The 20,998-nt window shown below is 51.0% G+C and carries 21 protein-coding genes and 1 riboswitch; of the genes, 12 read left to right on the top strand and 9 right to left on the bottom strand.

Annotated elements, in window-relative coordinates; genetic code table 11:
* Positions 1 to 192: 192 nt before the first annotated feature.
* From groL to IB286_RS06670, 3 genes are all read right to left on the bottom strand, one after another.
* Positions 193 to 1,842, bottom strand: coding sequence for a chaperonin GroEL (gene groL / locus IB286_RS06680; RefSeq protein ID WP_317889728.1), 1,650 nt, complete (start codon positions 1,840 to 1,842; stop codon positions 193 to 195).
* Positions 1,843 to 1,888: 46 nt separating this feature from the next.
* A complete protein-coding gene (locus IB286_RS06675; protein ID WP_190763805.1) occupies positions 1,889 to 2,179 on the bottom strand; it encodes a co-chaperone GroES in 291 nt (96 codons plus the stop codon).
* A 188-nt stretch (positions 2,180 to 2,367) separates the two neighbouring features.
* Positions 2,368 to 2,850 (bottom strand): FxsA family protein, encoded by a 483-nt coding sequence (locus IB286_RS06670; protein ID WP_190763803.1) that lies wholly within the window; start codon positions 2,848 to 2,850, stop codon positions 2,368 to 2,370.
* A gap of 152 nt (positions 2,851 to 3,002) precedes the next feature.
* Between IB286_RS06670 and IB286_RS06665 the strand changes: the two genes are divergently transcribed.
* Together IB286_RS06665 and IB286_RS06660 are read left to right on the top strand one after the other, a co-directional pair.
* The gene (locus IB286_RS06665) at positions 3,003 to 3,650 is read left to right on the top strand and encodes a carbonic anhydrase (RefSeq protein ID WP_190763801.1); all 648 of its coding nucleotides are present in this window, start codon (positions 3,003 to 3,005) and stop codon (positions 3,648 to 3,650) included.
* Positions 3,647 to 3,979: an MGMT family protein gene (locus IB286_RS06660; protein ID WP_317889719.1), complete on the top strand. Its 333-nt coding sequence runs from the start codon at positions 3,647 to 3,649 to the stop codon at positions 3,977 to 3,979. Before IB286_RS06665 ends, IB286_RS06660 begins: the two co-directional genes overlap by 4 nt.
* 26 nt (positions 3,980 to 4,005) lie before the next feature.
* Here the strand turns inward: IB286_RS06660 and IB286_RS06655 are convergent, their stop codons facing one another.
* The 3 genes from IB286_RS06655 to IB286_RS06645 form a co-directional block, all read right to left on the bottom strand.
* Complete coding sequence (locus IB286_RS06655) at positions 4,006 to 5,505, bottom strand: AmpG family muropeptide MFS transporter (protein WP_317889718.1); 1,500 nt, start codon at positions 5,503 to 5,505, stop codon at positions 4,006 to 4,008.
* 11 nt (positions 5,506 to 5,516) lie between these two features.
* The gene (locus tag IB286_RS06650) at positions 5,517 to 5,999 is read right to left on the bottom strand and encodes a YajQ family cyclic di-GMP-binding protein (protein WP_190763799.1); all 483 of its coding nucleotides are present in this window, start codon (positions 5,997 to 5,999) and stop codon (positions 5,517 to 5,519) included.
* 71 nt (positions 6,000 to 6,070) lie between these two features.
* Positions 6,071 to 6,373 (bottom strand): antibiotic biosynthesis monooxygenase family protein, encoded by a 303-nt coding sequence (locus IB286_RS06645; RefSeq protein WP_223826186.1) that lies wholly within the window; start codon positions 6,371 to 6,373, stop codon positions 6,071 to 6,073.
* A gap of 113 nt (positions 6,374 to 6,486) precedes the next feature.
* On the opposite strand from IB286_RS06645, the gene IB286_RS06640 reads away from it, so the two are divergent.
* The 9 genes from IB286_RS06640 to IB286_RS06600 all read left to right on the top strand — a co-directional run bounded on the left by IB286_RS06640 (position 6,487) and on the right by IB286_RS06600 (position 16,420).
* Positions 6,487 to 7,416, top strand: a complete 930-nt coding sequence (locus tag IB286_RS06640) for a ketopantoate reductase family protein (RefSeq protein ID WP_190764293.1) — start codon at positions 6,487 to 6,489, stop codon at positions 7,414 to 7,416.
* Positions 7,417 to 7,478: 62 nt separating this feature from the next.
* Positions 7,479 to 7,674: riboswitch (cobalamin riboswitch) on the top strand.
* Between the two features lie 71 nt (positions 7,675 to 7,745).
* Positions 7,746 to 9,749 carry a TonB-dependent receptor gene (locus IB286_RS06635; protein ID WP_190763795.1) on the top strand — a complete coding sequence of 668 codons (2,004 nt, stop codon included), beginning with the start codon at positions 7,746 to 7,748 and terminating at the stop codon, positions 9,747 to 9,749.
* Positions 9,750 to 9,798: 49 nt separating this feature from the next.
* Positions 9,799 to 10,986 (top strand): NUDIX hydrolase, encoded by a 1,188-nt coding sequence (locus IB286_RS06630; RefSeq protein WP_190763793.1) that lies wholly within the window; start codon positions 9,799 to 9,801, stop codon positions 10,984 to 10,986.
* 81 nt (positions 10,987 to 11,067) lie between these two features.
* A complete protein-coding gene (cobO, locus tag IB286_RS06625; protein WP_190763791.1) occupies positions 11,068 to 11,676 on the top strand; it encodes a cob(I)yrinic acid a,c-diamide adenosyltransferase in 609 nt (202 codons plus the stop codon).
* Between the two features lie 59 nt (positions 11,677 to 11,735).
* Positions 11,736 to 12,545 (top strand): cobalamin-binding protein, encoded by an 810-nt coding sequence (locus IB286_RS06620; RefSeq protein ID WP_317889717.1) that lies wholly within the window; start codon positions 11,736 to 11,738, stop codon positions 12,543 to 12,545.
* Entirely contained in the window at positions 12,532 to 13,533 is a 1,002-nt protein-coding gene (locus IB286_RS06615) for a FecCD family ABC transporter permease (protein WP_317889716.1), read from the top strand. The genes IB286_RS06620 and IB286_RS06615 overlap by 14 nt, the downstream gene beginning before the upstream one ends.
* On the top strand, positions 13,533 to 14,315 hold the full coding sequence (locus IB286_RS06610) for an ABC transporter ATP-binding protein (RefSeq protein ID WP_190763787.1): 783 nt from the start codon (positions 13,533 to 13,535) through the stop codon (positions 14,313 to 14,315). Before IB286_RS06615 ends, IB286_RS06610 begins: the two co-directional genes overlap by 1 nt.
* Before the next feature lie 3 nt (positions 14,316 to 14,318).
* The gene (gene bluB / locus IB286_RS06605; protein ID WP_190763785.1) at positions 14,319 to 14,978 is read left to right on the top strand and encodes a 5,6-dimethylbenzimidazole synthase; all 660 of its coding nucleotides are present in this window, start codon (positions 14,319 to 14,321) and stop codon (positions 14,976 to 14,978) included.
* A complete protein-coding gene (locus tag IB286_RS06600) occupies positions 14,975 to 16,420 on the top strand; it encodes a cobyric acid synthase (RefSeq protein WP_190763783.1) in 1,446 nt (481 codons plus the stop codon). The genes bluB and IB286_RS06600 overlap by 4 nt, the downstream gene beginning before the upstream one ends.
* Positions 16,421 to 16,427: 7 nt before the next feature.
* Here IB286_RS06600 and IB286_RS06595 read toward each other — a convergent pair whose 3' ends face one another.
* On the bottom strand, positions 16,428 to 18,014 hold the full coding sequence (locus IB286_RS06595; RefSeq protein ID WP_223826185.1) for an alkaline phosphatase D family protein: 1,587 nt from the start codon (positions 18,012 to 18,014) through the stop codon (positions 16,428 to 16,430).
* A gap of 250 nt (positions 18,015 to 18,264) precedes the next feature.
* Here IB286_RS06595 and IB286_RS06590 point away from each other — a divergent pair, with 250 nt between their 5' ends.
* Entirely contained in the window at positions 18,265 to 18,753 is a 489-nt protein-coding gene (locus IB286_RS06590; RefSeq protein WP_190763779.1) for a hypothetical protein, read from the top strand.
* 22 nt (positions 18,754 to 18,775) lie between these two features.
* On the opposite strand, the gene sppA is transcribed toward IB286_RS06590, so the two are convergent.
* The gene (gene sppA, locus IB286_RS06585) at positions 18,776 to 20,590 is read right to left on the bottom strand and encodes a signal peptide peptidase SppA (RefSeq protein ID WP_190763777.1); all 1,815 of its coding nucleotides are present in this window, start codon (positions 20,588 to 20,590) and stop codon (positions 18,776 to 18,778) included.
* Entirely contained in the window at positions 20,587 to 20,991 is a 405-nt protein-coding gene (locus tag IB286_RS06580) for a DUF2069 domain-containing protein (protein WP_190763775.1), read from the bottom strand. The genes sppA and IB286_RS06580 overlap by 4 nt, the downstream gene beginning before the upstream one ends.
* Positions 20,992 to 20,998 lie beyond the last annotated feature (7 nt).

Here is a 20,998-nt window from a genome sequence, read left to right as displayed (position 1 = left end):
AGAGCAAGCCCCCCCCAAGGAGAGCACTAAGGCCTAGTTACCAAAAGACCAAAATCGTGTTTTTGAATTCTAACAGTTTATACGTCGAACAAAGGCTAAGTGGTTTTGTTATTTTTACTTCCCCCCACAAGCAGGCATAAAAAAACCCGCGCCATTGCTGACGCGGGTTTTTAGAAAGGAGAGCCGGGCAGGCTACATCATGCCGCCCATGCCACCCATTCCGCCCATGCCACCCATGTCTGGCATGCCAGCACCGCCGTCTTCTTTCGGCTTTTCGGCAACCATGCACTCGGTGGTGATCATCAGACCAGCAATAGAACCGGCAGCTTGCAGTGCAGTACGGGTCACTTTGGCTGGGTCAAGAATACCCATTTCCATCATGTCGCCGTATTCGCCAGTACCGGCGTTGTAACCGAAGTTACCTTCACCGTTGCGCACTTTATCCAGTACCACAGAGGCTTCGTCACCGGCATTGGTTACGATCTGACGCAGAGGACCTTCCATTGCACGCAGCGCCGCAGCAATACCTGCATTTTGATCTTCGTTGTCACCAACCAGACCAGTGATCAGGGTAACGGCGCGAACCAGTGCAACACCGCCGCCAGGAACCACGCCTTCTTCTACCGCAGCACGGGTCGCGTGCAGAGCATCTTCAACGCGGGCTTTCTTCTCTTTCATTTCGACTTCAGTTGCTGCACCTACTTTGATTACCGCAACACCGCCAGCCAGCTTGGCCACGCGCTCTTGCAGTTTTTCACGGTCGTAGTCAGATGAAGTGTTTTCGATTTGAGTGCGGATTTCACCAACACGCGCTTGAATCGCGTCAGCTTGGCCAGCACCGTCAACAATCACAGTGTTCTCTTTGTCCATGGTTACGCGCTTAGCCGTACCCAGGTGCTCCAGAGTGGCTTGCTCCAGATCCATGCCCACTTCTTCAGAGATCACGGTGCCGCCGGTCAGAATTGCAATGTCTTGCAGCATGGCTTTGCGACGGTCGCCGAAACCAGGTGCTTTACAAGCTGCAACCTTCACGATGCCACGCATGGTGTTTACAACCAGAGTTGCCAGCGCTTCGCCTTCAACGTCTTCTGCAACGATAATCAGCGGACGGCTAGACTTGGCAACTTGCTCCAGCAGAGGCAGCAATTCGCGGATGTTGGAGATTTTCTTGTCAACCAACAGAATGAATGGGCTGTCGTGCTCAACGCTCATGTTTTCAGTGTTGTTCACGAAGTAGGGAGACAGGTAACCGCGGTCAAACTGCATACCTTCAACCACGTCCAGCTCGTTCTCCAGCGCCTGACCTTCCTCAACGGTGATCACGCCTTCTTTGCCCACTTTTTCCATCGCTTCAGCAATGATCTGACCAACGTGGCTGTCGCTGTTGGCAGAAATGGTGCCTACCTGAGCAATCGCCTTGCTGTCTGAACAGGGAATAGACATTGATTGGATTTGCTCAACGGCAGCAGCAATCGCTTTGTCGATGCCGCGCTTCAGATCCATTGGGTTCATACCAGCAGCAACAGACTTCAGACCTTCGTTCAGAATAGACTGAGCCAAAACAGTTGCCGTAGTAGTACCGTCACCGGCTTCGTCAGAGGCTTTGGAAGCAACTTCCTTCACCATCTGCGCGCCCATATTTTCCAGCTTGTCTTCCAGCTCGATTTCCTTGGCTACGGAAACACCATCTTTAGTTACGGTAGGAGCACCGAAAGATTTTTCCAGAACCACGTTGCGGCCTTTGGGGCCCAGAGTGGTTTTAACGGCGTCAGCCAGGGTGTTAACGCCTTTCAGCATGCGCTGGCGAGCTTTATCGCCAAATACGACTTCTTTTGCCATGATCTTATACCTTTACGTAATTCGTTGATTCAAAAGAAATTAGGGGGAATTAAGCTTCAACTACGCCGAAAATTTCGGTTTCGTTCAGAACAATCAGTTCTTCGCCGTCTACTTTCACAGTGTTGCCGGAGTACTGGCCAAAAATCACAGTCTCACCCACTTTTACGCCAACTGGGCGCAGCTCACCGTTTTCCAGCAGCTTACCCTCGCCCACCGCGATCACTTCGCCTTGGTTTGGCTTCTCTTTAGCCGAACCTGGCAACACGATACCACCGGCAGAAGTTTTTTCTTCTTCATTGCGACGAACCACAACGCGGTCGTACAAAGGACGAATTTTCATCTCGATTAATCTCCATTAAATCAATGAATAGATTGTTATTGACACGCCCCATTGATTTTCAATGTTGACGTTCCCGGCTACTGTCACTGGGCTCAAAACCAGTGCTGCCGGGCTGTTCGTATAGGTGGGGGGTTAGAAAAGGCTTTTCAAGGGCAGGGATGAAAATATTTGTGAAAATTTTGAACGTATTAGTCCTCGCGCCGAAAATCACCCTCAATGGTCACTTTTTCACCACTTTCTGAGTCGCCCTGAGCCCGTGACTCATAGCGCTGATAGCTAAAGTGGCTGCCCTGTTGACCAAATTGGGCACCCTGTACCCGCAACACCCCTTGGCGCAGTAATTGTGCGGTCAATAAGGTTCGTACGCCCGGAACCAACAAGCTAAAGCCAATCGCATCAGTGATAAAGCCCGGCGTCAGCAGCAATGCGCCAGAGACAGCTAACATCAAGCCCTCGAGAATCTCCTTGGCAGGAATCTGGCCACTATCCAGCCGCTGTTGAGCTCGGGTCAGGGTATGCAAACCCTGCCGTTTCAGTAGAGACGCACCCAGCACGGCAGTAAACAACACCGCGCCAATGGTCGCCAGCGAACCAATTTGCGAGCCCACTTCAATCAACAGCCACATTTCGAAAATCGGCAGGATGACAAACAGAACAAAAAGAAAGCGCATGACCAGTAGGTCCCCGGAAACAAAGAATTGGCTTGTAATAAATATAATGAGGACAGCAGCGCGAATTTCAAGCTTGGGCTGCTTCTTAGTGATTGCAGATGGTTTACAATCCGTCCATTAAAAAACGATAGACCCTCACTGGAAACAACAAGATGATCAGCGCAAAAGAAGCCCTACAGCGACTCAAAGAAGGCAATGCCCGCTTTGTTGAAAAATTGAATGACGATTCCACCACCACTCTGCCCAACAAAAAACCCACATTGGTTGAAGAACAGAGCCCCTTTGCCATTATCTTGGGTTGCTCCGACGCTCGCGTACCTGCGGAATTAGTTTTCGATCAAGGCCTTGGCGATTTATTTGTTATTCGCATCGCCGGCAATATTGTGGCTCCATCAGGCATTGGCAGCGTCGAATTCGCCGCTCTCAGCTTTGGCACCCCGCTGGTTGTAGTTCTCGGTCATAGTAACTGCGGCGCAGTAAAGGCTACCGTGGACGCCCTCTCCGGCAACTCCAAAATCCCGACCTCAAACCTGCACTCGATTGTGAAGCGCGTACGTCCAGCGGTAGAGACCCTGCTGGCTACCGACCTCAAAGACAATCCACACGAGCTGATTCATCAAGCCGTACGCGCCAATGTGCGCAGCTCGGTTGAACACCTGAGCAGCGGCTCTTCTACACTTGAGCAACTTATCAGCGATGGCAAGTTGATGGTGGTCGGCGCCGAATACTCGCTGGAAACCGGTGAAGTAGATTTCTTCTACGAAGATTACTGGGAACGGATGCGCAACCTCGACGAGTGAGCACGCCGATAAAAAACGCCGAAGCAAGCGAGGAAAAAGCCCGACTTTACCTCGCTCTCAAGGCCATTCCCCACGGCCGCTTATGCAGTTATGGCCGACTTGCAGAACTGGCTGGTTTTCCCGGTCGAGCTCGGTGGGTTGGCCGAACCCTCAGCCAACTCCCCAAAGACACATCACTACCTTGGTTTCGCGTGGTCAATAGCGCGGGAAAAATCAGCTTTCCCAAAGATTCACCCGGCTATCAAAGGCAACTTGAAAAATTAATTGAAGAAGGCAGCGCCGAGGAAAGTGGTCGTTTGTTTTGGTCGCTCTGCAAGTGGCCTGAATAGGGTTAGCTATCACCCAGCTTGCGCTTCTACTCACCAAGCTTCCGCTGGACCTGCCAAATCAACACCACTACAGGCAAACCGATCAACGCAGAAAACAAGAAAAACGGCCCATAGCCCATCAACTCAACCAAGGTACCGGAATAACCACCTAGAACCTTCGGAAACAGAGTCATCAACGAACTAAACACCGCGTATTGGGTGGCGGTAAATGACACATTGGTCAAACTCGAAAGCCAAGCCACAAAGGCCGCAACCGCAATACCGGCGCTAAGATTATCCGCCGCAATGACCACGGTGAGCGCCATCACACTGACCTCTTGATAGGCCAGCCACATAAACAGCAGATTGGTTGCCGCCACTAAAATAGCGCCAATCATCAATACCCGCACCACTCCAAAGCGCAGGGTCATAAAGCCGCCAACAAAACTGCCGGCAATGGTCATCAGCACGCCAAACACTTTGGTGACACTGGCGATTTGGTCTTTGCTGTAGCCCATATCTTGATAAAAAACGTTGGCGATAACCCCCATCACAATATCCGAGACGCGATAGCTGCCAATGAGCAGCAAGATCCACAAGGCCAGTTTTTGGTAACGCTGAATAAATTCCACAATCGGCTGAACATAGCTTTCATCTAATAACTGCCGATTAACCAAACCAATGCGCACCGAGACTCTAAACACGAGAAAAGCCACAACCAGCGCCGCCAAAAACCCGGCCGATTCCGCTAAAAAATGCACCAGCGGCCCCTCGCCTAAACTCGGCCAATTCACCAAGACAAGGACAAAAACAGAAACCGAAGCCACGAAAGCCGAAAAGAATTTCACATATTCATTGGCGTGGTAGGGATAGGGAGAGGCACCTTTTTCGGCCGGCTCAGAGATCAACAGCGTGGTCAGCAAACCCACGCCCATCAATCCCGCCATACACAAATAGGTCTTTTGCCAAGCGAGATAACTGTACACCTCACTGGTGCTGCCAAAGCCTTGCGCTAGATACAGCGCGCCGGCCCCGGCGGCGATCATGCCGATACGGTAACCGGCGATATACGTTGAAGAGAGCAAGGCTTGCAAGCGGGGATTTGCAGATTCAATCCGAAAAGCATCAATCACAATATCCTGCGTGGCGGCAGAAAAACCCAATAACACCGCCGCAATCGCCATCATCTGCAAATGCTGCTGAGGATCGGTTAGCGCCATCAGCGCAATCGCCCCGGCCACCGCTAACTGGGCAAGCAACAACCAGCTACGCCGCCGGCCAAACCACTTGCTCAATAGCGGAATTGGCAACTTATCAACGAGTGGCGCCCAGATAAATTTGAAGGAATAGCCCAGTGCGGCCCAGCTAAAATAGGTAACCTCAGCCTTGCTGACACCGGCTTCCCGCAACCACAGAGACAAACTGGAGAAGATCAGCAATAAGGGAACGCCCGCCGAAAAACCCAAGGCCAACATGATCCAAACTGGCCGCTGCCGCCACCAGATCAATTCAAGTTCTTGCTCTTCCGCAGGAAGTTCCGTAGCCACTGAGCGCTCAATCAGTCGCGGAAATTATTGTATTGCAGGGGTTGTTCCAAATCCGCCTCGCGCAACAAGGCCATCACCTGCTGGAGATCGTCGCGCTTCTTGCCCGTAACGCGGACTTGATCGCCCTGAATCTGACTCTGTACTTTGAGCTTGCTGTCTTTTATCAGCTTGACGATTTTGCGGCACAAATCAGATTCCAGACCATTTTTCATGGTCACACTTTTCTTTACCTGCTTACCAAAACCTTCCATATCCCCCACTTCCATCGCCTTGGGGTCAATTTGGTTTTTGATCAATGAGCCGCGCAGAATGTCTTCCATTTGAGTCAGCTGAAACTCGGCCTCAGCAAACATCGTCGCGTTGAGACCATCGCGCTTAAAACTGGCTTCGACACCCCGAAAATCAAAGCGAGTATCGAGCAAGCGGTTAGACTGATCCAGCGCATTGGTAAAGGTGTGCAAATCTACTTCAGAAACAATATCAAACGACGGCATAACAACACTCACAAAACAATATGGGCGGCATTCTAGCACCGCCAGACAACCCGCGTGCGGATGGGATTACATCAAGATTTTTTGAGATCAACCGCGGCAAAGCCTTCAAACTGTGGCGGACCCAAATACACCGTTTTACCCGCACCCGCATTGGCGTGCGCTTTGCGAAAGGCCTCAGATTTCGTCCAGTTTTCAAACGCCTCGCGGGATTCCCAAATAGAATGAGAGGCAAACAAGGTAAATTCCTCATTCGTTGCACCGCGCAGCAAATCAAATTTTTTAAAACCCGGCACCGACTCCAAATAAGAATCGCGACTGCGCCACATCTCAACGAAATCGTCCTCACTGCCCAAAGCCACTTTGAACCGGTTCATGGCAACAAACATGGTAACTACCTCTACATAAATTTAGGCAAGGAAGCCGGCTTTTGCTGACTTCCCAGCACTGATAAAATTTCAACAAATTTTGACTGCAGAGAGCATAAGCCCTGACCAAATCGGACGCAAACTGGCATATTCTCGGCGCGGGTGCCATTGGCAGCCTGTGGGCAAGTTATGCCTATAAGGCGGGCAGAGCCATGCCCTTAATCCTCAAAGACAACGAGAGTCTCAAGCAGTATCAAACTCAAGGCGGGCTGCTGTTTGAAAGCGCCGCTGGTGGCGCAGAAATGCTGCCGCTACCTGTTTGCATTGCCGCCCAGCTCAACCAATCGATTAGCCATTTATTGGTTTGCACCAAGGCGCAACATACCGAGGCGGCCATTACCGCAATTGCGGATAAAATCGAAGACGACGCTTATATCGTGCTGCTTCAAAACGGCTTAGGCGTTGCCGAAAAACTGCGACAGCAGTTTCCCAAAGCCCGCCTATTACAAGCCAGCACCACCGAAGGTGCCTTTAGAAAAGACCGCTTTCATATTGTTCATGCGGGACGTGGAGAAACATTCTTTGGGCCACATCGCTCCACGCAGGATTTAAGCCCCGATGAAATCACTCAGCTTGCTAGTGCGTTATCACCGGCCCCCTTACAGGTCACAGCGACAGAAAACATTGAAAAAATCCTCTGGCGCAAGCTAGCCGTTAACTGCGCAATCAATCCACTCACGGTGAAATACCGCTGCCGCAATGGCGAGTTATTAGACAACCCCGCCGCCCTGCAAGAAATGGCCACATTGGTGGATGAGATCGTCTTGCTCAGTAAAGCCCTAGGCCGAGAAAGCTGGGTAGAAAAACTGCTGGAGCAAGTTCATCAAGTTGCCGCCAACACCGCCTTGAATCGCTCCTCCATGCTGCAAGATATTGAAGCCGGGCGCGACACGGAAATTAGCTTTATTACCGGCTATCTTCTTAAAAAAGCCTCAAGTATTGGTATCGAACTAACGGTGAATGAGTCACTTTTCCATCAATTCGATAAATAAAGCACTTACAAGTATTTACTCACTACCCTTGGCCTGAAATTGACCTAGCTCGACCTACTGTGGGAGAATTCGCACCCGAAGGCTCCCATTGGGATTAAAAGGGAATCACGGTGCGTTCTGCTCCCCGCAGAAACAAAGCCGTAGCTGCCCCCGCAACTGTAATTGTCTGCGCTTTTCCTCCGCCACTGGTTTCACACCGGGAAGGCATAAAGTGCAACAGGCAACAGCCAGGAGACCTGCCTTCAAGAAAAGGGTTGCAAGCAATCACTTTCTCCAGTCCGTCGACGGGGTGTTTCGACGATGCACTAACGCCAAACGAGTACAACATTGTGAATACGCACCTCCGGCTTCTTGTCGCCTGTGGCTTATTGCTGCCTATAAACAGCAATCTACAAGCTCAGGAATCTAAATCCGCTATCAACGACATTTATGCTGAGAAAACTGCAGAGGGCGCAAAGTCTAATAAGCTGGAACATCTGCGTGTCACAGATCAAATTAGCGATAACCGAAATAGCCTGACTGAGGTCAGCCTCGAAGCTTATACCGGGTTCGTAAGGCTGATTGACCGCAGCGACTTTGACGCGCGTTTTGTTGATTTCAGTAACTTGCTTGATACCTTACCTGGAATACAAGTCAGCCAGAGTGGTGGCACCGGCACTTTCAGTACACTTTCGGTACGTGGTTCATCGGGTAAACAGGTAAATATTTTCCTCGATGGACTATTGTTAAATAGCCCTAACTCAGGCTCTGCAAGCATCAGTCAAATACCTTCCGTTTTAATTGAAAGAGTTGAAGCTTACCCAGATTTCACTCCTGCCCAGCTCGGCAATGCCAATCTGGCTGGTGCGATTAATTTTAAAAGCCGCAATTTCGAAACTGCTCAGCCTGGCGCGAGATTAAGTGTTTCCAATGGGTCTTTTGGTTTACTTAGTGCAGAGCTTTCGGCATGGGGTAACGTATCGGACTGGAATATCCTCGGCGGTATAAGCCAAGTTGAAACCGATAATGATTTTCCTGTTGAAGATGAATTTTTCCGAACAGCAAGCAAACGCCGAATAAACGATGGTTATCAACAAGAAAATGGCTTTCTAAAACTTGGAAAAAAATGGCAAGGCGGGCAGTTCAGCAGCTTCTTTCAAAAAAGTAATTCTGAAAAAGAACTACCTACCACACTCAACCAACTTCGCGACAATGCAACGCTCACAAATGATAGTTGGCGTATACAAGCTGTCTTGGACTATCAACTGAACCAAGTCGACCTAGCTCATCGCTTTTTTATTCATCAAGATGAAGACACTTATCTCGACCCCAATAGCACTGTAGGCCTAGGAATAGATCACAAAGAGACCCAACTGGATGGGCTGGGTCTATTTTCAACCGCCCGTTACATTGTCGGCCAGCACGAATTGGTCGCAAGTCTAGAATGGCGACATGATGAGGTTGAACAAAAAGACAAACTCAATCAACAAGACACGATCCAAGCTGAGCGCGAGACATTCATTCTGGCACTGGCTGACAGCTGGTGTATCAATGAGCAATGGTTAGTAACAGCTACCGCTCGGCAATATCGAGTAGAAGACAAGGCCGACTTCTTATTACGCAATGCCACAACCAGCGACACATCGGACGAAAGTAGTTTCCACTTAGGCGCACAATGGCGAATCTCAAGCAATCTCACCGCCAAAGCGAATACAGGCCTATTGGTGCGGATTCCCACTCTGGCTGAAAAATTTGGCTCCAGAGGATTATTTGAGGGAAATTCTGATCTGCAATCAGAAACAGCGAGAACTCTAGATAGCGGAATCACGCTTCAATTGTCACGTTTTCAGCTGGATGCCAGTGTCTTTTATCGGGAAATTGATGACGGCATCGTTACTATTTTTGATAGTCGCGGAGTAGGTCAGCCACAAAATATTGCCGCTTCCGAAGTATTCGGAATTGAATCACAGGCCAACTTCACGCTGAACAATTGGCTGCAACTACGTGCAAATGCCACATTATTTGATAGCAAGAATCAATCTGACATCCGTTCATCCCAAGGAAAAAAACTCCCCGGAATTTACCACCAAAGTGCCGGAGCAGGAGTTGTGATCGTGCACAAAAACACGCGCGCACAAATTCACTACCAACATCACAGTGAGCTCTATTACGACAGCGCTAACGGGGTAGAGGCCGATACAAAAAAAGAGCTGAATGCCAGCCTGACCCTCGATTATGGAAAAGTCACCCTCGACTTAACTGCCCGCAATTTGTTGGATGAAAACTTTTTGGATTTAAATCGTTTTCCAACGCCAGGCAAATCTTATGTATTTACATTCACTTTAGAAATTTAGTCCTACTCATTCATCGGACTCGCCAGAGAGTCATAACATGGAGAAACCTATGAAATCATCACTGAATAAATTATTTGGACTAGCAGCACTTGCTCTTGGCGTTACCGCTTGTGGTGGCGGCGGCAGCAACGGGGCAACACCCGTAGCAGGCGAAAATACTGTAGTAGTTTCCACCAAGGCGGCTGATTTTTCAGGTTCTGATATTCAACTTATTGATCTATCAGAAGGCTATACCGCACAAAGCGGAGTAGCCCCTACCGACCAATCCGATACTACGGTTGCTCGCTATGGTGAATACTTCTACCGCTTGGGCCGTTTCAATATCGATGAACTGAGCAAGTATAGCTTTGACGCTCCATCTACACCGATTTATGAATACTCAACAAAAAACAATGCCGAAGATGCAACTAGCAACCCTTATACCGTGGTATTTGCTAGCCAAGAAAAAGCTTACATCATCCAGTATGGAGAAAATGAAGTACTTATCGTTAATCCCAGCGCCACAACCGAAGGCGAATTTATTATTGGGGGAATCGACTTAAGCGCTTACGCGGATGCTGATACTAGCGGTGTAGCCGAAGCGGCAGACGGTGTAATCGTCGATGGAAAATTGTTTGTTGTAATGCAGCGCCTAGTGGGCTATTCCCCGGCAGAAACTGGCGTAAGTGCTTATATCGCTGTCTTTGATACCAGCACCGACCAAGAAATCGACACTAACCCTAGCGATGCAGCTGAGAATCTAAGAGGGATTGAGCTAAGCACTCGAAATCCTAATAAATTTGTTTATCAGTCCGGCGTTGGTCTGTTTCTTCAGTCCACCGGCGATGCATTTTACAGCTATGCTGGTCGCGATCCCGGCTATACCGGAGGCATTACCAAAATCGACACCCAAACCTACTCAGAAACCATGATAGTAGATGACGGCGACGAAACCAGCCATCCTTACGGGTTCATGTACAACCTGGCTATCGTCAATGCTGAAAATGGCTATTTTGTTGGCTATGAAAGTTACCAGAACTATAACTTATACAAATTTAACCCGAACACTGGAGCGGTAACTGCCATCGACGCCTATAGCGGTTTAAACATTACAGAAATTGCGACTGGGCCACAGAGCAATTTGTGGATAGGTATTGGAGATGCCGCCCAGCCACGCATCGAACTTTTTGATGGCAATAACACATTAGAAACTATTCAACTTAACCAGAATCCAGGTGCAATGAAATTCGCCAATTAAGTTAAACTTACCCTTTAATTACACGCCACTCCTAGTGCCCGGATATCCGGGCACGTTGCTAATTAAACGAAGTTAATCACTATGAACAACACCGACCGCAATCAGCGCCACCAAAAAGCCATGAAACGCCGCAAGGCGCTGGTGGATGAAAAAATTGCCCAAGCCAATGAAGAGCGCGGCATTCTTATTGTGCTCACCGGCAATGGTAAAGGTAAATCCAGCTCTGGTTTTGGCTCGGTCATTCGTTGTCTTGGCCACGGCTACAACGCAGGCATTGTTCAATTTATTAAAGGCACGTGGGATTGCGGCGAGCGCAATTTTATTGAGCAGCGCTGCCCCGAGGTGCCCTACCATGTTATGGGTAGTGGTTTTACTTGGGAAACCCAAGACCGCGATCGCGACATTGCCGCCGCCACCGAAGCGTGGGAAAAAGCCGAACAATTATTAAAAGATGACAGCCTGCATTTAGTGCTGCTCGACGAACTGACATATGTTTTGAAATACGGCTGGATCGAACAGCAACGTATTTTTGACGCCATCCAAAATCGACCACCAGAGATGAGTGTGATTGTGACCGGTCGCGCCGCTTCCAAAGCCCTGCGCGAACTGGCCGACACCGTCGCTGAAGTCGGCGATGAGAAACATGCCTTTAGAGCGGGTATTAAAGCGCGCCGAGGCATCGACTGGTAATGCGCTTACTGCTCGGCCTTTTAGTCTTATGGGCAAGTTCCAGTCACGCAGAAGTTTGCGTGACCGATGACCTGTCTCGCCAAGTGTGCCTGCCTAAAGCCGCCGAGCGCATTATCGTATTATCCCCCGGCATTGCCGAACAAACCTTTGCCGCAGGCGCGGGAAGTAAACTGGTCGCGGCGGTGAGCTTTAGTGATTATCCCGAAGCGGCAAAAAAATTACCGAGAATCGGCGGCTATAATCGCTTCGACCTAGAAGCCATTGTTGCACTCAAGCCGGATCTATTAATCGCATGGAGCGAGGGCAACCCTGCCGAGCAACTTGCCCAGCTAGATGCCCTCGGTCTGAACATCTATTACAGCGAACCCTTTGAGTTTGACGATATTGCCAGCACCATTGTGCGTATTGGCGCCCTTGCTGGCACCGGTGAACACGCCCTTGCCGTAGCAAATCATTTTTTATCAGGCATTCAAGATTTAAGAGCGCGCTTTGAAGACGCGCCCCCAGTGCAGGTATTCCAGCAAATTTGGAAAAACCCCTTAATGACCGTCAACGATCAGCACTTAATCGCCAAGGTCACCCGCCTTTGTGGTGGACAAAATATTTTTGGCGACCTTAATCAGCTCTCACCGCGCATTGATTTAGAGGCGGTCATTTCCGCCAACCCCGAAGCGATTGTTGCCGGCGGCATGGGCGAAGATAGCCCCGAGTGGTTAGATGATTGGCGGCGATTTGATGGCATTACCGCCGTGCAGCGCAACAATCTGTTCTTTATCCCACCCTCAACATTGCAGCGCCCAACCCCAAGATTATTAGAGGGCGCCACCCTGCTTTGCGACTACTTGGAGACCGCCCGTGAGCGGCGCTAATTTCCAAGCAAGCGCAATACGGCCTTTTCGGCCACTGCCGCTTATTATTCTGGCGGGCATTGCCTTGGCGTCTTTACTTATCGCCGTTCGCGTCGGCTCAGTAGAAATTGCCTTGCTCGATCTCTGGCAAGTGCTGTGTGGCAACGGTAATAGCCTGCACCAAACCTTGGTATTTGAGCTGCGCCTGCCTCGCGCCCTAGCCGCCTTCGCCACCGGAGGCCTATTGGCCGTAGCCGGTTCATTAATGCAAGTGTTGCTACGCAACCCCCTTGCCGACCCTTATATTCTAGGGCTTTCTAGCGGCTCAGCGGTGGGCGCACTCTTCGCCATGTTAATGGGGCTGACCGGTTTAATCGTTTCCGGCGCTGCCTTTGCCGGCGCACTCATTTCCGCCACCTTGGTATTTACCCTTGCCAATGGCGGAGGCAGTTGGACCCCCACTCGCCTGCTATTAACCGGGGTAATTATTTCCTCGGGCTGGTCGGCGCTGGTCACCTTTATGTTGGCCATCAGCCCCAGCGATAAGCTGCCCGGCATGTTGTTCTGGCTGATGGGTGATCTCGCCTATTCTGGCAGCCCGTGGCCCGCACTCTTGGTATTGATTAGCACCTGCCTGATTTTAACGCCGCTTGGGCGCAGCCTGAATGTGCTGGCTCGCGGCCCTATGCAGGCCGCCACGCTTGGCATTCAAGTGAAACAAATGGAGTGGGGCATTTATATTTTTGCCAGCCTGCTCACTGCTTTTGCGGTCACCACTGCCGGCAGTATTGGTTTTGTCGGGCTGATTATTCCCCACATGCTGCGATTGGTATTAGGCAATGACCAACGCCTTATTCTTCCGGCTTCCGCTCTTGCCGGTGGCAGTTTGCTAACACTGGCCGACACCTTAGCCCGCAGTATTATTGCTCCACAGCAACTTCCTGCAGGGGTGATTACCGCCATGTTGGGCGTACCGACTTTCCTTTACCTTTTGCATCGGAGCCGCTAATGAGTACGCTGCGTTGCGAAAATCTGGTGATCGATATTCCCGGCAGAGCTGACGGCACCGCACTCGATTTTGAAGCCAAGCCCGGTGAAATCTGGGGCATTCTCGGCCCCAATGGCGCCGGCAAAACTACCCTGCTACATACACTGGCGGGACTGCGCGCGCCACGGCATGGGCAGGTTATTCTCAACAACGCCACACTAGCAACGCTGCGCCGCAAAGAGATTGCCAAAAAACTCGCTGTCATTTTTCAGGAACGGCAAGACGGCTTCCCCGGCACCGTATTGGAAACCGTATTAATTGGCCGCCATCCTTTTCTCTCGCCTTGGGATATTGAAACGGCTGACGATATTGCGATTGCCCGGCAAGCCCTGCTCGATGTTGAGATGGAAGGCCTTGAAGATCGCCTAGTAAACACCCTCTCTGGTGGCGAGCGGCAACGCTTGGCCATTGCCACCGCGTTGTGCCAAACCCCGGATATTTTGCTGGGCGATGAACCGAGTAATCATCTCGATCTACATCATCAGGTTAAGGTGTTACAGATTCTTCGCAAGCAAGCTCAACGCGGCACATCTATTGTGTTATGCCTTCACGATTTAAACCTGGCCGCGCGCTGCTGTGACAAACTCTTGCTGCTCTACCCCAGCGGCGAAGCCTGTTGGGGCGATTGCGACACCATGCTGGTCACCCCCGCACTGGAAAAACTTTATAACACCGCATTAATGACGACCGAGCTAGATGGTCAGCGTATTTTTCTGCCAAAAGAGCTGAGTAATGGCAATTGAGTTATGACGTATCAGTTCAATGAAAATGAGCGCGACACGGTCTATCGCGTAATCGATGAGCGCCGCGATATGCGCCACTTCATCGGTGGACAAATTGCCGACGAGGTTCTGCAACGCCTGCTCAAGGCCGCTCATCACGCGCCCAGTGTTGGTTTTATGCAGCCCTGGCGCTTTATCCGCATTACTCAACCACAATTGCGCGAAAGCATTTATCAAGTCGTACAAGCAGAACGCATACGCACTGCCGCCGCTTTAAAAGAACGCGATACGGAATTCCTCAGGCTTAAAGTTGAAGGGGTTCGTGACTGCGCCGAGCTATTAGTAGTGGCATTAATGGATAAGCGCGAACCGCACATTTTTGGTCGCCGCAGCATGCCTGAAATGGATCTCGCCTCGGCCGCCTGCGCCATTCAAAATATCTGGTTAGCCGCTCGGGCGGAAAATTTAGGCATGGGCTGGGTTTCTCTCTTTGAACCCGAAGAACTTAAAGCCCTTTTAAATATGCCCGCCGACAGCCAGCCGATTGCCATACTTTGCCTAGGCCCAGTTGCAGAGTTTTACCCAAAACCCATGCTGGAAAGCGAGGACTGGGCCAGCCGACAAAAGCTCAATACGGTTTTGATGGAAAACGGCTGGCAGGATAACGCGGAGGCAGACCAATGACGGCAAAAACGCTGATGGTACAGGGCTGCACTTCCGATGCTGGCAAAAGCGTTCTGGTTGCCGGTATATGTCGTGTTTTGAAACGCCGCGGCCTGTCAGTGGCCCCGTTCAAACCACAAAACATGGCATTGAATAGCGCGGTAACGGCAGAGGGTGGCGAGATCGGTCGAGCCCAGGCTGTGCAAGCGCGGGCCTGTGGTTTAGCCCCCCACACCGATATGAACCCGGTGCTACTCAAGCCCAATTCCGACAGCGGCGCGCAAGTGATTATTCACGGCAAAGCGCTCAGTAATATGGAAGCGGCGGATTATCACGACTATAAAAAGCGGGCGATGAATGCGGTTCTGGATTCGCATTACCGACTGTGTCAGCAGTACGACTGGATAATTGTAGAAGGCGCAGGCAGCCCAGCGGAAATTAATTTGCGCGAGGGCGACATCGCCAATATGGGCTTTGCTGAGGCGGTGGACTGCCCGGTCATTCTTATTGCCGATATTGATCGCGGCGGTATTTTCGCCCACTTTATTGGCACCGTTGTACTGCTCTCCCAAACAGAGCAACAGCGTATTAAAGGCTTTGTGGTCAATCGCTTTCGCGGCGATATTGGACTACTGCAATCTGGCCTTGATTGGCTGGAAGAGCGCAGCCAAAAGCCAGTGCTCGGCGTTATTCCCTATTTGCACGATTTGCACCTAGAAGCGGAAGACGCCATCAGCACCGCTCAGCAAAAAGGCGAAATTAAGCTAAAGCTTATCGTTCCGGTATTCACCCGCATCAGCAATCACACCGATTTTGATGCACTGCGCCAGCACCCCAATGTCTCGTTGGAATTTATCGGCAAGGGCCAAACGCTGCCGCCCTGCGATTTAATTATTTTACCCGGCACTAAAAATACCCGGCAGGACTTGGCGTTTTTACGCGAGAACAGCTGGGACAAGGATATTGAAAAACACCTGCGCTATGGCGGAAAAGTTATGGGCATCTGCGGTGGCTTTCAAATGCTGGGCAATGCGGTTCACGATCCATTTGCGATAGAAGGCGAGGCTGGTAGCAGCGCCGGTTTAGGCTATTTGGATTTTGAAACCACGCTCCAGGCCGAAAAAACTTTACGACAAGCTTCCGGAAATTTTATTGATGGCCAAGCCTGCGTCACCGGCTATGAAATTCATGCGGGCGAAAGTACCGGGCCCGCGCTAAATGATCCGCTTCTGGATTTAGGCAGCCATAAAGACGGCGCCATCAGCGCCGACGGGCAAGTGCTTGGCAGCTATCTCCACGGTATTTTTGATCACAGCGAGGCCCGTGAACACTTGCTGAAATGGGCAGGAATGAGTGACGCACCAGACTTTAACTACGATGCCTTGATCGAAACCAATCTCGATAGACTGGCAGACTGTCTAGAGCAAAGCCTCGATATCGAGGCTCTGCTAGAGCTCTGTTGATTCCGCGTTAACTGCGCGGCGTGCTTATCGGCGTATCCAAGGTCATCCGCGAGCTACCGTCGTAGACCGCAACAGTTTTCACCGTATCACTTTCCACACCAATCATATCTGCCGTGCTGATATCTTCGGCATAGTAATACTCGGCCTGCGTACGCTCAGCGGTGACATCCATCAGGATAAAACCCTTGGTTTTAAGCTCAATATATTTCATGTGCGGATTCACCACCGGCAACAAGGCCGCGGCCAATTCCGCCGCGCCATCGGGAAAACCCGGCGAGGTAATGCTTGGGGTAACAAACTCCGCCGCAAGTGGCTCGGTCGTTAAGTTGGAGATTAAGGTACTGCTTTTATAGACCTCATTGGCCCAACTGGTATGAATATCGCCAGTAAGCACCACCACATTATCAATCGCTTCATCCTCAATAAAATTGAGGATTTCTTCGCGCTCAACCGCGTAGCCGTCCCACTGATCCATATTAATCGCAATCAGCGGACTGAACTGGCTGGTTGGAAACTCGGCAGGTAATAAACGCTCAAGTTCCAAAATTTGCAGCTGCGCAAACATGACTTGCTGACCGACAAACTTCCACTGGCCCTGCGCTGTCGCCAGTTTATTTTTAAACCAATCCTTCTGAGTTTGCCCCAACAGGTCACGCGGCTGCGCACGGCTTGGATCAATAGGAATGGCCAGCTGTTCTTCACGACCTTCCAAGCGGGTATCCAACATCATAAAGCTGGCAAGATCGCCGTATTCAAAGCTGCGGTAAATGCTGGTTTGATCGAGAGTCGGCGGCCGAATAGGAATCCACTCAAAATAGGCTTGAATCGCTTGAGCTTTGCGAGCCGGCCATTCGCCTTCACCGTCGTTGTGGTTGCTGGCGCCGTCCTTCCACGAGTTATCGGCAGATTCGTGATCATCCCAAACATTGATAAAGGGATGAATCGCATGGGCCGCCTGCAAATCTGGATCTTTACGATACAGCGCATAACGACGACGGTAATCATCCAACACAATAATTTCGTGGGCCGGATCAAGCAGACGATCAGCATGATCGCCGTAGCCATCTTGCTCATACTCGTAAATATAATCACCGAGGTGCATGATGAAATCGAGATCACTGCGATTAGCCATCATCCGGTAAACCGAGAAATAACCGTGGGGATAGCTGCTGCAAGAACACACCGCAAAACGCAGACGATCCGCGCTTTCGCCCGCCGCCGGCAGTGTGCGAGTGCGCCCCACCGTCGAGACAGTTTCGCCCGCAATAAAGCGATACCAATAATGTTTATCTGCAAGCAAGCCTGCGGCATCGTACTTAACGGTGAAATCGCGCTCTGGGCCAGTGGCCAGCAATTCATCAATCAATAAATTGCTGAAGCTGGGATCATCCGAAAGCTGACAGCGCACCACCGCTTCACTGAGATCTGACTCTTCAGGACTGAGATGTGCCCACAAGATAACGCGGTCTGACAGGGGGTCACCGCTGGCAACTCCGTGCACAAATGCGCCGGGGGTGGTCTGCGTACCGGGCACAACATCGTCGCCACCACTGCTTGCTGGGCCTCGGTTGCTACCGCCGCCACAGGCTGTCAAGATTGGAGTTGTGATTACGGAGCTTGCAAGAAGCTTTAGGAAGATTCGGCGATCCACGGAATACCTGCTCGTGTAGCAGGAAACCCCTGATTAATTACTGCGCTTGCAATCTAAGCCGTCGGCGGTGCTCGAAATGCTCATTTATTCTCATATAAATTCCGCTTTCTGCGCTCCGGCGACAACCAATCTTGCTGCACTCGCTACATTAATCAGTGGTTTCCTAGAAAAAGTGAGATTATAGATAGCGCAGATGACAGTAAGATTTCAGCGTCAACATTCAACCATTGTATTTCGGAAATTTATGCCCAGCTTTAAACGGAATATCGCATTTCCCCTAGCCGCATTTTTGTTCTTGGCCATTAGCGCCTGCTCAAGACCGGTGCCGTTCTCGGCGTATCTCGCCGAACAGCTTTTACAAGAAAACTTAAATTCACTAACAGAACAGCCAGTATTTGAGCTGCGCAAAATTGAGATTCAGTCCGTTGAGGCCGAGGAAAATACCGGGAGCGCCAGCACGGATATCGTGTTGCTGTTTCCACAGAGTTTGGCAGATATCGCCAAGCAGCAAGGTTTAGAAGAAGGCAGTGCGGTCTTGCAGCAGTATCGCAGTAGTTTTGGAGATTTTGAGGCGGGAGAAATTCAGCGCCATCACGCGCGTTATCTATTTCAAAAGCGCGGCAAGAAGTGGCTAATTACGGGTAGCCAACCCCTCGCCCCGCCGGATATTCACAAGCCTTGAGAATAAATTAAGGAGCCTCTGATTAAGGCGCGAGGCAAACGCCGCAAAAAGCATACATACCTCGCGGATCATTTAAACTTTGCCACTGCTTAACCAGTCCCGCAGGTTGGAATAACCACTGAATCGTGCGATCCAAAAAGGCGAACTGGCCCAGCGCCGATTTCACCAAGCCCTGATGCAGCAAAAACTCCAGCAGTTCTTCTTCTGGCGAAAGTGGCAAGCGCAATACGCGGCTGTTTTCAGCACTGACTCCAGCCAGTTCCGCCGCCACGTCTACGGCCTGCGCTAAACTTCCCAATGCATCCACCAAGCCGAGACGCTGGGCATCTACACCACTCCAAACTCGGCCCTGAGCTAACTCATCGACCTCATCCATAGCCATGCTTCGTCCGTCAGCGACAACCTTGAGGAACCGCTGGTAACCGTTTTCTATACCGGATTGCATCGCCCGCTCAAGCACTGGCGAGAGTGGCTTATCCACGCGCATAGCGCCGGCAATATCGGTGGTGCCCACGCCGTCGGTATACACCCCAAAATGCTCTAGCAGATTTTCAAATGTGGGAAACGCCCCAAAAATCCCGATAGAACCCGTCAGTGTTGCCGGCGTAGCCAAAATGCGATCCGCATCGGCAGCAATCCAATAGCCGCCAGATGCCGCCGCGCTGCTCATGGAAACCACCAAGGGCTTGCCAGTGGCTTTCAGGGCTTGCAGCTCTTGGCGAATGACTTCTGAGGCCATTGCCGAACCACCGCCACTATCTATCCGCAACACCACCGCCTTGACGGTTTTGTCTTCCGCTGTCTGCCGAATCAAACGCGCCAAACTATCGCCACCAATGCCGCCAGCAGAAGCCTCGCCATCGACAATATTGCCCTGCGCCACAATGATGCCCACAGCACCTTGGGGCTCTTGGTACAGGGTACGTTCGGCAAATAAGTAGTCTTGATAATGCACTTGATTGAAGTAACCGTCGGTCACGCCAACCACCGGCGCATATTCATCGCGGAGTTGCGCGCGACTTAGCACTTTATCGACCAAGCCCAATTCGATAGCCGCCTGCTCAGCATTGCCAGCGTACTTCGCCATAACTTGGTCAATGCGATTGGTGAAGGCGTCAAATTGCGTCTCGCTGATATTGCGCCGCGCCAAAACCTCACCGCGATACATTGCCCATAGCGGCTCCAACCAGCCGCGATTAGCTTCCTTATCTTCCGGTGACATATCGTCGCGAATCAGTGGTTCCAATGCGGATTTATAAGTGCCCACTCTGAAAATATGGAAGCGAATTTTCAGGCGCTGAATCGCTTCGCGAAAATAATTACGCACCACGGCAAAACCTTCCAGCGCCACCCCACCCATCGGCTCAAGATAAATTTTGTCCGCCTGAGCGGCTAATAAATATTGGTCTTGATCGTAGTAATCAGAGACCGCGACAATGGATTTACCGCTTTCTCTAAAGCGCTCAAGGGCCTGAGCCAACTCCCAGGTTTTGCTCATGCCGATATGGTCGAGGTGGTGTAAGCGCAGCAAAACACCTTTTATTCGCGGGTCTAGGCTTGCGCGATCAATGGCCTCAATTAAATCTCGCAGGCGGGTTTCTTTAGGGCCACTGCCGCTGAGCTGAGTCACCGCATCTACGGCCGTGTATTGCTCAACCACAACACCGTCTGGGGCGACAACCAGAATGGCTTTTTCTGGAATTTCCAGCGGCGAATCCTGCATCAAGGCAAAAATGAACACCCCGATAAACCCCAGAAACAGCAGGTTTAAAACAAGGCGACGCAGGCCATCTATTAAACTTCCTATGCGGCTAAACAGCCCCCGCTTACTACTCACTGTGGCGATTCCTCTGTAACAAGCTGTGCGTTCCCTGCCTGTTGCCAGGCCTTTGATTGAACACGAATAAATACCATCGCGCTGATAAACAAGGAGACACTTAAACCCAGTTGCACATAATCTGGCCAGCGGGCCAGCGGCGACATAGACTCAGTAACCGCGCCGACAAAATAGCCCAAACACACAAAACACAACCACGCCAAACCGCGCAGATTGGGAACAAACACCACTCGCGCAAAGATCAGTAAGGGCAGCAGACGGATCACATATATAGTGACGCTGGGCTGCCGCCCCTCTTGAACGACAAACCACGTACTGATGGTCAGAACGGCCAACATGCCCACATAGCTGAGCTTCATCAGCGCAGCCAGTTGATCCGCTCGGGTTTGCAAATTACTCATAGGGTGC

The organism is Spongiibacter pelagi (assembly GCF_014705705.1).
Classification (GTDB): Bacteria; Pseudomonadota; Gammaproteobacteria; order Pseudomonadales; family Spongiibacteraceae; genus Spongiibacter; species Spongiibacter pelagi.
Note: the sequence above shows the minus strand (reverse complement) of the source record. Positions and strands in the feature narration are given on the sequence as shown.

What these genes read in the sequence shown, in the direction of transcription:
- IB286_RS06630 (WP_190763793.1), top strand. Translation starts at nt 9,799, where the DNA reads ATGAAATCATCACTGAATAAATTATTTGGACTAGCAGCACTTGCTCTT.
- IB286_RS06650 (WP_190763799.1), bottom strand. Translation starts at nt 5,999, where the DNA reads ATGCCGTCGTTTGATATTGTTTCTGAAGTAGATTTGCACACCTTTACC.
- IB286_RS06645 (WP_223826186.1), bottom strand. Translation starts at nt 6,373, where the DNA reads ATGAACCGGTTCAAAGTGGCTTTGGGCAGTGAGGACGATTTCGTTGAG.
- IB286_RS06675 (WP_190763805.1), bottom strand. Translation starts at nt 2,179, where the DNA reads ATGAAAATTCGTCCTTTGTACGACCGCGTTGTGGTTCGTCGCAATGAA.
- IB286_RS06600 (WP_190763783.1), top strand. Translation starts at nt 14,975, where the DNA reads ATGACGGCAAAAACGCTGATGGTACAGGGCTGCACTTCCGATGCTGGC.
- bluB (WP_190763785.1), top strand. Translation starts at nt 14,319, where the DNA reads ATGACGTATCAGTTCAATGAAAATGAGCGCGACACGGTCTATCGCGTA.
- cobO (WP_190763791.1), top strand. Translation starts at nt 11,068, where the DNA reads ATGAACAACACCGACCGCAATCAGCGCCACCAAAAAGCCATGAAACGC.
- IB286_RS06610 (WP_190763787.1), top strand. Translation starts at nt 13,533, where the DNA reads ATGAGTACGCTGCGTTGCGAAAATCTGGTGATCGATATTCCCGGCAGA.
- IB286_RS06665 (WP_190763801.1), top strand. Translation starts at nt 3,003, where the DNA reads ATGATCAGCGCAAAAGAAGCCCTACAGCGACTCAAAGAAGGCAATGCC.
- IB286_RS06590 (WP_190763779.1), top strand. Translation starts at nt 18,265, where the DNA reads ATGACAGTAAGATTTCAGCGTCAACATTCAACCATTGTATTTCGGAAA.
- IB286_RS06580 (WP_190763775.1), bottom strand. Translation starts at nt 20,991, where the DNA reads ATGAGTAATTTGCAAACCCGAGCGGATCAACTGGCTGCGCTGATGAAG.
- IB286_RS06670 (WP_190763803.1), bottom strand. Translation starts at nt 2,850, where the DNA reads ATGCGCTTTCTTTTTGTTCTGTTTGTCATCCTGCCGATTTTCGAAATG.